At 62.0% G+C, this 13,071-nt stretch carries 12 protein-coding genes; 7 read left to right on the top strand and 5 right to left on the bottom strand.

The features are described 5' to 3' along the window. Positions 1 to 34: 34 nt before the first annotated feature. Entirely contained in the window at positions 35 to 925 is an 891-nt protein-coding gene (locus AC6H4Z_RS24245) for an enoyl-[acyl-carrier-protein] reductase (protein WP_497544552.1), read from the bottom strand. Positions 926 to 1,219: 294 nt separating this feature from the next. Here AC6H4Z_RS24245 and AC6H4Z_RS24240 point away from each other — a divergent pair, with 294 nt between their 5' ends. Genes AC6H4Z_RS24240 through AC6H4Z_RS24225 form a run of 4 tightly spaced genes read left to right on the top strand, consistent with a single transcriptional unit; the run spans position 1,220 to position 5,222 of the window. Next, complete coding sequence (locus tag AC6H4Z_RS24240) at positions 1,220 to 2,380, top strand: phospholipase D-like domain-containing protein (RefSeq protein WP_497544551.1); 1,161 nt, start codon at positions 1,220 to 1,222, stop codon at positions 2,378 to 2,380. Then, the gene (locus AC6H4Z_RS24235; protein ID WP_497544550.1) at positions 2,364 to 3,200 is read left to right on the top strand and encodes a phosphatase PAP2 family protein; all 837 of its coding nucleotides are present in this window, start codon (positions 2,364 to 2,366) and stop codon (positions 3,198 to 3,200) included. The genes AC6H4Z_RS24240 and AC6H4Z_RS24235 overlap by 17 nt, the downstream gene beginning before the upstream one ends. A 16-nt stretch (positions 3,201 to 3,216) precedes the next feature. Continuing rightward, complete coding sequence (locus AC6H4Z_RS24230) at positions 3,217 to 3,753, top strand: 2'-5' RNA ligase family protein (RefSeq protein ID WP_497544549.1); 537 nt, start codon at positions 3,217 to 3,219, stop codon at positions 3,751 to 3,753. Then, positions 3,750 to 5,222 (top strand): pyridoxal phosphate-dependent decarboxylase family protein, encoded by a 1,473-nt coding sequence (locus AC6H4Z_RS24225; RefSeq protein ID WP_497544548.1) that lies wholly within the window; start codon positions 3,750 to 3,752, stop codon positions 5,220 to 5,222. Before AC6H4Z_RS24230 ends, AC6H4Z_RS24225 begins: the two co-directional genes overlap by 4 nt. Here AC6H4Z_RS24225 and AC6H4Z_RS24220 read toward each other — a convergent pair. Together AC6H4Z_RS24220 and AC6H4Z_RS24215 are read right to left on the bottom strand one after the other, a co-directional pair. Further along, positions 5,217 to 5,759, bottom strand: a complete 543-nt coding sequence (locus tag AC6H4Z_RS24220) for a TlpA family protein disulfide reductase (RefSeq protein ID WP_497544547.1) — start codon at positions 5,757 to 5,759, stop codon at positions 5,217 to 5,219. The genes AC6H4Z_RS24225 and AC6H4Z_RS24220 overlap by 6 nt on opposite strands. Beyond that, positions 5,756 to 6,469: a cytochrome c biogenesis protein CcdA gene (locus AC6H4Z_RS24215; RefSeq protein ID WP_497544546.1), complete on the bottom strand. Its 714-nt coding sequence runs from the start codon at positions 6,467 to 6,469 to the stop codon at positions 5,756 to 5,758. The genes AC6H4Z_RS24220 and AC6H4Z_RS24215 overlap by 4 nt, the downstream gene beginning before the upstream one ends. Positions 6,470 to 6,546: 77 nt before the next feature. Between AC6H4Z_RS24215 and AC6H4Z_RS24210 the strand changes: the two genes are divergently transcribed. From AC6H4Z_RS24210 to ettA, 3 genes are all read left to right on the top strand, one after another. Next, complete coding sequence (locus AC6H4Z_RS24210) at positions 6,547 to 7,347, top strand: hypothetical protein (RefSeq protein ID WP_497544545.1); 801 nt, start codon at positions 6,547 to 6,549, stop codon at positions 7,345 to 7,347. Between the two features lie 55 nt (positions 7,348 to 7,402). Then, positions 7,403 to 8,335, top strand: a complete 933-nt coding sequence (locus tag AC6H4Z_RS24205; RefSeq protein ID WP_497544544.1) for a bifunctional helix-turn-helix transcriptional regulator/GNAT family N-acetyltransferase — start codon at positions 7,403 to 7,405, stop codon at positions 8,333 to 8,335. Between the two features lie 68 nt (positions 8,336 to 8,403). Beyond that, positions 8,404 to 10,083 carry an energy-dependent translational throttle protein EttA gene (gene ettA, locus AC6H4Z_RS24200; protein ID WP_497544543.1) on the top strand — a complete coding sequence of 560 codons (1,680 nt, stop codon included), beginning with the start codon at positions 8,404 to 8,406 and terminating at the stop codon, positions 10,081 to 10,083. A gap of 113 nt (positions 10,084 to 10,196) precedes the next feature. Here ettA and AC6H4Z_RS24195 read toward each other — a convergent pair whose 3' ends face one another. After that, positions 10,197 to 12,527, bottom strand: a complete 2,331-nt coding sequence (locus AC6H4Z_RS24195; RefSeq protein ID WP_497544542.1) for a DUF6259 domain-containing protein — start codon at positions 12,525 to 12,527, stop codon at positions 10,197 to 10,199. A gap of 326 nt (positions 12,528 to 12,853) precedes the next feature. Next, positions 12,854 to 13,066, bottom strand: coding sequence for a TOBE domain-containing protein (locus AC6H4Z_RS24190; RefSeq protein ID WP_497544541.1), 213 nt, complete (start codon positions 13,064 to 13,066; stop codon positions 12,854 to 12,856). Between the last annotated feature and the right edge of the window lie 5 nt (positions 13,067 to 13,071).

The following is a 13,071-nucleotide window of genomic DNA, read 5'->3' as shown; positions in this document are numbered from 1 at the left end:
ATTCTCGATTCACCACGGAACAACCGAACGCTCGTCACACGGGGATTGCCATGCCCATCGCATGGTAGCCCTTGTCGACGTAAACCGTGTTGCCCGTAATCGCGCCTGCCATTGGCGATGAGAGAAACGTCGCGACTGCGCCGACATCCTCTGCGGTGAGCTTCTCGGTCAGCGGCGCGTTTTGCGAAACGTATTCCACCATCTTCTCGATGATGCCGATCGCGCTGGCAGCGCGTGACGCCAGCGGGCCCGCGGAAATCGTGTTCACACGACACCCGAATTTGCGTCCCGCTTCGAATGCCAGCGTGCGCGTGTCGCTCTCGAGTGCCGCCTTTGCCGACGACATGCCGCCGCCGTATCCGGGAATCACTCGCTCGCTCGCGAGGTACGTAAGCGACACGAATGATCCGTGCTCTCGCATCAGTGGCCCAAAACGCTGAACCATGGACACCATCGAATACGCACTCGCGCTCACTGCACCGAGATATCCGTTTCGACTGACTTCGAGCAGCGGCTTCTTCACTTCGGGGCCATTGGCCAGCGAGTGCACGACGATGTCGAGCGGTCGCTCGCCAAAATCGGCGACCAGTCGGTCCGCCAATCCGCCGATCGAACAATCGCCGACGTCTTTGTATCGCTTGTTCGCGCGAACGTCGTCGGGGATCTGATCGAACGTGTCGTACACGGCGTCGAGCGGATAGATCTTCTCGAACGTGAGCAACTCACCCGACGAGAGTTTTCTTGACTCGTCCATCTTCCCGCGCTCGAGCAGATTAAGGAAGATGTTCAGCGCCGGCGGCCAGGTGCCGACACACACGCTCGCTCCAGCTTCGGCCAATGCCTTGGCGATGGCGAATCCGAAACCGGCATCGTCGGCGACGCCCGCCACCAGAGCGCGCCGGCCAGTGAGATCGATCTTGAGCATTGGCGCAATATACTGGAGCCTGTCAGACTGAGGCGTCCGGCGTCCGGCGTCCGGCGTCCGGCGTCCGGCGTCAGGCGTCCGGCGTCCGACGGGCTGCGGGGTGCGGTATCGTGCATCGGTCGGGTGAGCTGCGCTCGGATGGTCGAGTCCGGCGCGCCATTTGCCTCCGCAGTTCGAACGCCGTACGCCTCACGCCTCACGCCTCACGCCTCACGCCTCACGCCGTACGCCTCACGCTCACCCCTCGCCGCCGCCCCGCACGCGACAGGCATGCAACCTGAAACAGACTCCCTCGTGACGATCCCAGCCCCTGAATTCGGCTTGAGCGACGGTGCACGTGATTACCCCGTCGCTCCGGGACCGTCGTTTGCCCTCGGTCTGTGGCGGTTAGCCGCCGCCGACGTCTCCAGCGGCAATCGCGTGACCCTACTCCGTGACGGGCCTGCAACCTTCGATGCCATGGTTGGACTGATCGACGCGGCGACCGCGAGCGTTGCGCTCGAGAGCTACATCTTCCGCTCGGACGAAGTCGGCCACCGCATGGCCGACGCGCTCATTCGCGCCGTGAAGCGCGGCGTCGCAGTGAGGCTGCAACTCGATTGGATCGGCGGGCGCGGCACGTCGCGAAAGTTTCTGCGCTCGCTTCGCGAGGCCGGCGTCAAGGTCGCTGTTTTCAATCCGCTCGGCTTTCACCGCTGGCTCGGACTCGTGCCGCGCGACCACCGCAAACTACTCGTGGTCGATGAGAGTGTTGGCATTACCGGCGGTTTGGGCGTGGGACGCGAATGGACCACCGGTGTGCAGAAGACGCATCGCTCACGGTGGCGCGATACGGCGGTCAAAATCGAAGGTCCCGCCGCGCACGACATGGTGCAGGCGTTCGACCGCATGTGGGACCGCACGACCGGCACCGAGCGACGTGGGTCGCATCGCTTCCTTCGTCGGAAAGCGCGAGGCGCGCATATCGATCCGGCAACGCACGAACCAGCGCTCGTCGGAATCATCGAAGGCGAACCGCTCAAGCTTCGCGTCTCGCGCGCCCTGCAGATTCAGGCCATTTCTGCAAAACGATCTATCTGGATAGCGACGGCGTACTTCACACCGTCGCCGTCCGAGATCGAAGCTCTGAACGGCGCAGCACGCGATGGCGTCGACGTGCGCATCCTCGTGCCGAGTCGGAATGACCATCCGTGGGTGGCAATGCTCGCGCGACGCTTCTATCGACGCTTGCTCACGAACGGTGTGCGCATTTGGGAATGGCAGGGCGAGATGATGCACGCCAAAACCGCGGTGGTCGACGGGCGCTGGGTACGTGTCGGATCGACAGATTTCAACCCGCTCGGAGTCGCGATCAACTACGAGCTCGACGCGGTCATCGAGGACAAGCATCTCGGCGAAGAGGCCGAGCAGATGTTCCTCGCCGACCTCGAGGAATCGCGTGAAGTCACGTTGTAAGGCAGCATCGCTCGTTCGAGCAGCTGTTCTCGCTCTGAGTGTCGCGACATCGGCGGTCGCGCAATCTGATTCATCCGCACATCAGCGTTCGCTGTTCACCTGGCGGGACGGCATTCTCGCCGGCGGCTTCGTCGTCGCGACGTTCGCTATCCGTCCGCTCGACAAGAGCGCGGCCGACCTGCTTCAATCGCCGGAGCGGCAGAAAAGCTCGGTCTACAAACTCGGAGCGAAGGGGTTTCGCACAATCGCGCTTCCTGGGGCGTTCATCATCGGTACGACGATGTATGCGGTCGGCCGCGTCACCAAAGTCGACCGGCTCGCGGAGCTCGGACTCTATGGGACGGAAGCGCTGGTCGTAGGTGAAGGCACAGGAAGCATTCTCAAGGACGTATTCGGGCGCGCGCGCCCGTGGGTCGATTCCGTTCCCAACCCCGACAACTGGCAGCTGCTCCGCGGCTTCAGCGGTGGCGACAAGTTTCGCTCCTTCCCCTCCGGACATACCGTGGCGGGCTTCGCTGCGGCGGCCGCGGTGAGCAGCGAAGCAAGTCGCTGGTGGCCGCACGCGATCTACTTTGTCGGTCCGGCGATGTACGGCGGCGCAGCGCTCATTGGCGTGTCGCGCATGTATGACAACCGGCACTGGGCGAGCGATGTGCTGGTAGGCGCGGCGATCGGAACCTTCGCTGGAACCAAGGTGGTGCGCTATCATCGTACGCACCCAGACAATCGTCTTGATCGATGGTTGTTGCGCGCGTCGCTTTCTCCCTCCGATCCATCGCACATCTCGTTTTCAATCCTGCCGGCACTGACTCGCCGCTAGCCCGTCTCCGCGCTTCATGAAGCCGGGGATCGTTGTCATGGCCGAGTTGGGCGGTGAGCTCGCGGTTCGTCTCCGCGAGATCCAGGAGCGCTTCGACCCGCGAATGGCGGCCGAGTTGCCGCCGCATGTTACGATCACCGGTTCGTCGGGTATGGGGCCAATCGTGCCCGAAACCACCGATGACGAATTGCGGCGCGCGCTCGAGCCGGTCGCCAAGGCGTGCATGCCCTTCAGCGTCGTGCTGGAGCCCCCGATGCGTTTCATGCAGAGTACCGTGGTCGTCATGCAGATCGATCCCAATGGTCCCATTCGCGCGCTGCACGAACAGATCAAACAGAGCGGACTGCGATACGAACAGCCACGCTTCACCTTTACACCCCATCTGACGCTGAGCTTCTATCCCGAGCTCACGCGTGATCGCTTGCGCGACCTCGTGCGCGTCCGTTTCTCCGAACCAGTGTTGATCGATTCGATTCAAGCGTATCGATCGACGAACCTCACGACGACCAAGAAAGTGCTCGATCTCCCACTCACTGGCGCCGCTGCTCGATGAGCGATCTCGAACATTCCATCCGCACACTCGCCCCGCCAGAAATCCTCGACCGGATCGAAGCCGACGCCGACGCGATGGTTGGCCGCGCGTTCGTTGCCGTCGCTGCCGAGTATTTCGCGCAGACGCGCAACCGCGACCATCGCGTGTCGACGCCGCACACGCCCGCCGAACTCTCGACGCGTTTCGATGAACCGGCGCCGAGAACCGGGCGATCGCTCGAGAGCATTCTCGCACGACTACGCACCGAAGTCCTCCCGGACAGCAACCACTTGTACCATCCGCGATACGTCGGTCATCAGATCGCGGGCCCACTCCCCGCAGCGGTGTGGACCGAGCCGATCACCGCGGCGCTGAATCAGTCGCTTGCCGTATTCGAGATGTCACCCGTTGGCACAGTGCTCGAGCATCGGGTGATTTCGTGGATGTGCGATCTCGCTGGATTCCCGAAGGGCAGTGGAGGCACCCTCACGAGCGGCGGCACCGAAGCGACGTTCACGGCGCTACTCGCCGCACGCGGCGCAGTGTTGCCAGATGCATGGTCGACGGGCGTAGGCGCAGATCCACCGGTGCTCCTGTGCGGTGAGCACGCGCACTACGCGGTTACCCGCGCGGCCGCCGAACTCGGGCTCGGGCTCCGTAGCGTGCTGCCGATTCGCTCTCGGAATCACAAGATGGATCCCGACGCGCTCCGTCAGGCGCTCGATCAGCTTCGCGCATCGGGAAAGAAGGTCATGGCTGTCGTGGCGACTGCAGGTTCGACGGCGACTGGTTCGTTCGACGACATCGACTCAATCGCGACGCTGTGCGACGATCATGGCGTATGGCTGCACATCGACGCGGCCCACGGAGGCTCGGCGCTACTGTCAAAACGCCACAGCCATCGCCTGCGCGGAATTGATCGTGCTCGGTCAATCGCCTGGGATCCGCACAAGATGATGCTCATCCCCTCACAAGCGGGAATGCTACTCGTGCGCAATGAGCGTGATCTCGACGGCGCATTTTCGCAGCGTGCGCCGTACCTCTTTCAGGGTGCGGATGGCGAGCGCGTGTGGGATCAGGGCACACGGAACTTCGCCTGTTCTCGACGCGCAGATGTTCTGAAGGTCTGGGTCGCCCTACTTCGCTACGGCATTGACGGACTCGCCGAATTGCACGACTACTTCTGCGATCTCGCGCGCATTGTGTGGGAGGAGATTTCCCAACGCCCGGAGTTCGAAGCAATGCACGAACCGGAATCGAACATTCTGTGCTTCCGGTACGTCGGCGACGGCTCTCGGAACGACGAAGCGCTCGATCAGCTCAATCGTGAGCTGCGCGAGCGCTACAATAAGTCGGGCGAAGGCTGGATTACGGCAACGAATCTCGATGGTCGCCGGGTGCTACGTGTGACGATGATGAATCCGCGTACCACCGCTGCCGATGTCCGCCACGTTCTCGACGGACTTGCGGCAGTCGGCCGAACGTTATGACACGGGCGTGATCGCTTTCTTGATCGCTGCTTCGAGGTCCTGCTTTCCGCCAAGTCCCGTGTAGACGACCTTGCCCGCCTTGTTCACGACGACGACGTACGACGTTGCAGGCACGTCGTACGCACCTGTCGCGTTTCCTTTATTGTCGAAGAACTGATCGCCCGGCAGTGAATGCTTCTCCACGAACTGCTTTACGCGTTCGGGCGTCTGGTTCACCGACACGGCAACGCCGACGAATTTGATCTGCGAGCCGTACTTCTTAGCGGCGGCGAGGAGCGTGGGCTCGAGCTCTTTGCAGTTCGGGCACCATGTCGCCCAAAACTCCATGATCACCGGCGTTTTGCCGATGTACTGCGCGAGATCGGCCGCCTTTCCATCGAGCGTCTGCATCTTCGCCGCCGGCGCCACACTTCCAATCTCGATTCCGAGATCCTGCGCCTGCGCCACTCGGCTAGATGTCAGGAGCGCAGCGACACCAAAGGCGATCGCCATCGATTTTCTAGCGCCCAACGTCCAGCGCTTGGCTACAGAGTTCATATGATCAGCTGCCCCATTTTGACGAGATAGTACTGCGCCACTCCAATCATCACGAGCGCGAACACCCGCTTCACCCAGACCATCCAGAGCCCAGCACGCGGCAAGCGCGCGAGTGATCCAGACGACAGACCAACCACCACGAGCAACGTGCACATTCCAAGCGAAAACACGAACAGATAGGTGAATCCGAGCGCCGCACTCTTCGTCGTGGACACCCACGTCAGCACCGCGGCCATCACCGGTGCCGAGCATGGAGCTGCCACCAGCCCCGACATCGCACCCATCGTAAACGCGCCAGATGCTCGACCCGCTGTTCCCGCTGTGCTTGCCCTTTGCAGAATTGCACTCGGCACGCGAACCGGGAGAACATCCAGCATTGCCAGTGCCGCAATCAGCAACAGGTTCGCCATGGCGAAGTACAGCCAGGGATTGGTACTCACCGAACCAAAGAGCGTTCCGGTGAGACCGGCAAACAGACCCAGCGCCGAGTAAACCAGCGCGAGTCCCAATACGTACATGAGAGTGAGCAGCGCTGGCCGCCAACGGGGCGGACGCGTCGCGCCCGAAGCCTGTTCGCCGACGGACGTTCCTCCAACGATCGCCGCGGTGATTGGGATCATCGGATAAATGCACGGCGTCAGGCTGGTCAGCACGCCGCCGAGGAAAATCGCCGGAAGCGCCCGCAGGGGACTAGAAAGGTCAGGCAGCAAGCGGAGGCGCGGGAAGAAGGAAGCAAAGCCGTTAACGCCGCGGGTAATGGCGACGTCAGCTATCTGGAGGGAAAGCTATGCGCACCGCATACGAGAAAGAACGTGTGCGCCTGTACAGACTAGTTCTGGCCGGCGCCATGTGGTTCCCGGCAACCGTCGCCGCCCAGAGTGGACATGTTCATCCCGTGGGGGCCGACAGGCCGGTAACCGACAGCGCGCGCATGGCCGGAATGGCCGAACACGCCATGAGCGGGCCGATGGACGAGAACATGATGAAACACATGGAGCTCTCGCCCGCCAGAACGGCCACCCGCGATGACAGCCTGCGCGCCACGCGCGTCGCCGCGGATCTGAAACGCGCAATCGCCAAATATCAGGACACCGCGGTTGCAATCGCCGACGGCTACAAGATGTTCTTGCCGAATGTAAAGACCCAGCACGTGTACCATTTCACGAACAATGCACGCGCCTTTACATCCGTCTTTCGTTTCGATCCGGCCAAGCCAACGTCGGTCCTTTACAAGCGCGGCGACGACGGGAGGCTCCAGCTCGTGGGCGCGATGTACACGATGCCGCGCAACGCGAGCATCAAGCGCCTCAATGACCGGGTTCCTTTAGGCATCGCGCGCTGGCACAAGCACGTGAACTGGTGCCTGCCCAAGAAAGGAAACGAAGCACGCTGGCTCGAGCAGAAGAATGGCAAGCCGGTGTTCGGTCCCGAGAGCTCTATCTCCACGAAGGCCGCATGCGATGCCGTGAACGGCGACTTTCACGATCACCTGTTCGGCTGGATGCTCCACGCCAATGTCTTCGAGGGCACCGACCTCGCGTCGATCTTCGCAGACGACCATCACGACCAGGGGCACAAAACGAACTGAGACGTTGGGGGCGGGCGATAGTTGACAAAGTCAACCATCGGACCAACCTTGCAGCATGCGTCCTATCGAACAGCGGGCCGACTCCGTCCGCGAATTCAACCGCTTCTACACACGCCGCATCGGCGTGCTCGGTGAAGGCCATCTCGGCGGCCCATTCTCACTCACCGAAACGCGAGTCCTCTACGAACTCGCACACCGCAACCGGCCAACGGCGTCGGAAATTGGCGACGCTCTCGGGCTTGATCGCGGATACCTGAGCCGCACGCTCCGAGCGTTCAAGCGACGAGGACTCGTCGCCACGACAACGGGTGAGGATCGCCGACGATCACACCTCGCGCTTACAGCCGCCGGCCGAAAAGCCTTCGCACCATTGGAAAAAGGCGCTCGCAAATCGGTGGTCGAGATGCTCGCCCCCTTGAGCGAGGCCGAGCAGCGGCGCACCCTCGACGCGATGCGCACGATCCAGCGCGCTTTCAGCGACGGTAATCACGCTCAGGCCGTCAGCGATGCGCCGTACGCCATCCGCACCCATCGGCCAGGCGACATGGGCTGGATCGTTCATCGCCACGGCGTGCTCTATTCGAAGGAGTACGGCTGGGATGAGCGCTTCGAGGCGCTCGTCGCTCGAGTCGTCGCGGATTTCGTCGAACAGTTCGATCCCGAGCGCGAACGCTGCTGGGTTGCTGAGCGAAACGGAGAGATTCTCGGATCGATCTTCGCAGTCAAGAAATCCAAGACCATCGCCAAGCTCCGGTTGCTGTACGTGGAGCCGTCGGCCCGCGGCCTTGGAATCGGCGCGCGACTGGTCGACGAGGTGATTCAGTTTTCTCGCAATGTCGGGTACAAGCGGATCGTCCTCTGGACGCAGAGCGATCTCGTCTCGGCGCGGAAGATCTACAAGGCAAAGGGGTTTGAACTGACTGGCACCGAGGGGCACGACCTCTTCGGAAGTCCGCTCACCGCCGAGACTTGGGAGCTGAGTCTGTAGTCGCCCTGATCGACCGAGGCGGCCCCAGGTTAAATTCTTTGGCCGTCTCCCATTAACCCGACCTCGCCGTGGCGCCTCCATCGTTCATCTACGTCATGAAAGACCTGCGCAAGGTCGTCCCGCCGTCGCGGGAGATCTTGCGGGGTATTTGGCTGTCCTTCTACTACGGCGCCAAGATCGGCGTCCTTGGCGCGAACGGCGCGGGAAAATCGTCGCTGCTCCGCATCATGGCCGGCGTAGACACGGATTATCAGGGTGAAGCCTGGGCCGCCGAGGGAACGCGCATCGGCTACCTCCCGCAGGAACCGCAACTTGATCCGACGCTCGACGTGCGCGGCAATGTCGAGCTCGCGGTAAAGACGCAGCGTGGCCTCCTGCAGGAGTTTCAGGATATCTCAATGGCTTTCGCCGAGCCCATGAGCGACGCGGCGATGGACAAGCTGTTGGCGCGTCAGGCTCGGGTGCAGGAACAGATCGACGCGCACGACCTCTGGAATCTCGACAACAAGATCGAGATCGCCATGGATGCGCTTCGTCTGCCGCCAGGCGACGCCGACGTGACGCTCCTGTCGGGCGGCGAACGTCGCCGCGTCGCGCTCTGTCGCGTGTTGCTCGAAGATCCGGAGATTCTTCTTCTCGACGAACCGACGAACCACCTCGACGCCGAGAGCGTTGCGTGGCTCGAGCGGTATCTGCACGATTTCCCGGGCACCGTCATCGCGGTAACCCACGATCGATACTTCCTCGACAACGTCGCCGGCTGGATTCTCGAGCTCGACCGCGGCTACGGAATTCCGTACGAGGGCAACTACACGTCGTGGCTCGAGCAGAAGAAGTCGCGCCTCGCCACGGAAGAAAAGACGGAATCAGCGCGTCAGCGAACTCTCCAGCGCGAACTTGATTGGGTGAGACTCGCGCCGCGTGCGCGTCAAGCCAAGAACAAGGCGCGTGTGCAGAAGTACGAGGAGATGGCCGCCGAGGAAACGGCGGAAAAGGTGATGCAGCACGAAATCGTCATTCCGCCGCCGCCGCGCCTTGGCAACGACGTGGTCACCGCGAAGGATCTCCGGAAGGCCTTCGGTGAGAAGATTCTAATCGACGGCTTGGACTTCGCACTGCCGCGCGGCGGCATTGTCGGAATCATCGGTCCGAACGGCGCCGGTAAAACGACGCTGTTCAAGATGATCGTTCACCAGGAGCAGCCCGATTCTGGCTCGCTCAAGGTGGGTGAAACGGTGCAGATCGCGTACACGGATCAGAGTCGTACGCTCAACGCCGACGTCTCTGCGTGGCAGGAGATTTCGGGCGGTCAGGAACTGATCATGGTCGGCAAGAAGGAGCTCAATAGCCGAGCGTATCTGTCGAGCTTCAACTTCCGCGGCACCGATCAGCAGAAGAAAGTCGGCAATCTGTCGGGCGGTGAGCGCAATCGACTGCACCTTGCGAAAACGCTCATGAGCGGCGGCAACCTGCTGCTGCTCGACGAACCGACCAACGATCTCGACGTCGATACGCTGCGTGCGCTCGAAGACGCCCTAATCGATTTCGTGGGCTGCGCGGTCGTCATCTCCCACGATCGGTGGTTCCTCGATCGTATCGCGACGCACATCCTTGCGTTCGAAGGCAACTCCGAGGTGGTGTGGCACGAAGGCAACTACGCCAGCTACATCGAGGATCTGAAGCGTCGCAAAGGCGCCGACGCTGATCAGCCTCACCGCGTTGCGTACAAGAAGCTCGTGCGAACCTGAGCTGGAGAGAGCAGACGCACGAATTCACACCGTAAACGAGCAAAGAGCGCGGACCCATCCAGGATCCGCGCTCTTTGCGTTCAATACGCCACTATCGTGGTCGTGCCCCCGTTCTAGTGATTGTTGCCGCGTTGCGTCGCTCGCGGCTGGAATTCGAGCACCACCCCGCCGAGTGCATCGATAGGAACGTTGAGCCACTCCGATGCATCGCCGATCGTTCCGAGCCCGTGCTCACCGGTGTCGTCGTGGCGGATGATGCGCGCGCGAAGCGGCAGTCCGTAGCGATCCTGCGGTAGTGAGACTTTCACCACGATCGGCTTCGAGCTGATGCTCGCCAGTGCGATCGCGACGCGCCCGTCGGCCGCGCGCCACGCCGATGACAACACGTCCGACGACATTCGGCGCGCCTCTGTCGGACCACCCAACCGTGCTGCGTAAATAGAAATTCGTGAAAGCAGAACTTCGGACGACGACACCTCGATTGTTGGCGGGCGGAGGAACGTGCCGGTCATGAAGAAGTCGCGAAGCGAATATCTGAGGCGAGCGAGACGTTCGAGATAGTCGATCTCGGCACGCCGTTCAGTGAGTTGATTCGGCAGGAAGTTCGCGATCGTCGGCTGCATGCCCCACACGAACATGCGCGCCTGTTCGAGACGAAACTGTCCGATGTACTTGGGGTCGAGCAGCTCCATTGCGGTTGGCGGCCGCTTTTCGGCGGGCCATAGCTCGTCGTACGGTGGGAGCGTGAGCGAACCGTACGTACCGTACGTGAGAGCATACGGATGATATGCCGCTTGGAACATCGGGATGACTTCCCATCCAGTCGCAGGATCCGCATAGCGCTCCTGACTCACCTGGAGCGTGAGGAACGCGTCGAGGTCCGGCATCCAGCTCTCGCCGCCGCCTTCACCAGCGAAACCAACCGGACGCGTCGCATTACGGCGACGTAGATCCTTTGCGAGTTCTCGAAAGCCATTCATCCAATAGTTGCCGCCGCCAACCGGATGCCCGTGCCCGGGAGTCCAGTCGATCAGGCTGAGTACTGCCTGATCCATGTAGATCCCATCGACGCCGTACTGCTGGATAACCGTGTCGGCGATGCCGGCATACTTGTTTCGCCAGAACGGCGTCGCGATGTCCATCGTCGCGCAGGGAAGCGGATTGAAGACGTTGTACGTCTCCAGGCGCAGCTTACCGTCGCGCTCGTGCACCGCCCATTTCTCGGCGCCTTCCTTCGTCCAGCTCGGCGTGTTGGTGCACCAGAGCCGCTGATTCATGTACACGATCGTGTGTAGTCCGGCGTCGTGCGCCTTTTTCACCGCGTCCGTGAACGGCTGCGCGCCTTCGCGTGGCGGGATGTAGTCGGGGAAGCTCGTGTCGTACGGACCGTTGTGCCACCAATGCCAGAACACGCTCACCGGAAGCTTTGCGTCCCGCTCCAACGCGGCCGCCGGTTCGAGCACGACGTCGGACTTGCCGCGATTCCAAACCCAAACGCCGGTTTCGCGGAGCCACGCGGGCGTGACACCGGTATGGAGACGACTGGTGCGTGCCCAGTACTGAGCCGTTCCCCATTTCCGATATCGCTCGACAGCGGTGAGCCAGTCGCCTCCGACCGCGCCCACGATTGTCGCGTACGACGGCGAATAGCTGCTGAATTTGCCCGGATCCGAGGGCACATGAACCATGTCGAATCCAGCGACACCTTCGCGTTCCCCCCAGAGTGCAAAGGTCTTTCGAAACGCAGCCGAGTCGTCGGTCGCGAAGTACAATCCGCCGTCGGCCGAACTCGAAAGCGCGACGGTTTGCATCGACATCGAACCTGGATACACCCACTCGAGGCGGCGCGGAGCGCCCTCGCTGCCCGTGAGGAGTTTGTCCGGGTCGCGCGCGATCTGTCCCATCCACAACGGCACTGCGAGCGCGAGGCCGCGCGCTGTGGTGGGAATGTTGGTAATTCGCGGAAAATGAATTTGGTCTGCTTCGACTCCGTCCAGTCCGTCGAGTCGAATACGCCAAGCGGTCGTCGAGTCGCGCCGCATCTCGACCGTCGCCGTGACGCGTAGCTTTGGCGCACGCGATTTGGTGAAACCGCTCCACGTGAGCTCAAGACTCTGTGGCCCCGTGCTACGCCAGACGAACGTCTTGGCCTCCGACGCTCGTACGCCGAGCGCTCCGGCGTTCGGCTTCAGGTCGATCGACCAAAGACCGATCGAGTCGGTGGCTGATCCGGCGAGTACGCGACCAGTCCAGTCGCGCAGCGCAACGACGTGCCCGTCGGCGGGAGAGAGTTCGACGCGAAAACCAAAACTGGTCAATGCCGGCTTGGCTGACTGCGCGGCAACGACGTTCGTCGCCGACAACAACAGCAAAAGGCAGACGCTTATTCGACGGAGCGGAGCTACGGGCATGGCGATGCGATGAATGAAGAGGAATGTTGCCACGTCGAATACTACGACAGCGGCGCCTCCGAGGCTGTGAATTCGCCAGCGTTTTCCTCAGCGCATTGACCGGGGCCGCGGCTGCGCATCGCTCGCGAAGTACGTCGGCAAGGACGTACTGCGGACCCGTTAGCCATTCGGCGAGAATGTCATCGCCGGCAAATCCGCTATGCTGTCGGTGCCGTTCGGTCAGCGGCGGGTCTTGCTGATCGGCTTCCGCGCGCAGCATCGGGCGATGCTGTTCAACGCGTCGATGACGAAACCCTAAACGCGAACGCGGAGTCAGAAATGGGAAGCTGACGTTTGTCGTCGGCCTCCCATTTCTTATCTCAATCGTCGATTCCGAGCATCACTTCCGTGGATTTCACGACGACGATGACTGACTTCCCAACGGCGATGCCAAGGTTTCTCGCCGCGTCAGACGTGATGGCCGACACCATGCACTCGCCACCAGCGAGTCGAACCACGACCTCGGCCATCACACCGTCCGCGTTTACCGCTTCGACGGTCCCTGGTAGTTGATTCCTCGCGCTGATTCGCATGTGTG

It is taken from the genome of Leucogemmata humicola (genome assembly GCF_055379415.1).
The sequence above is the reverse complement of the archived record's forward strand: the minus strand, read 5'-3'. Positions and strand labels throughout refer to the sequence as shown.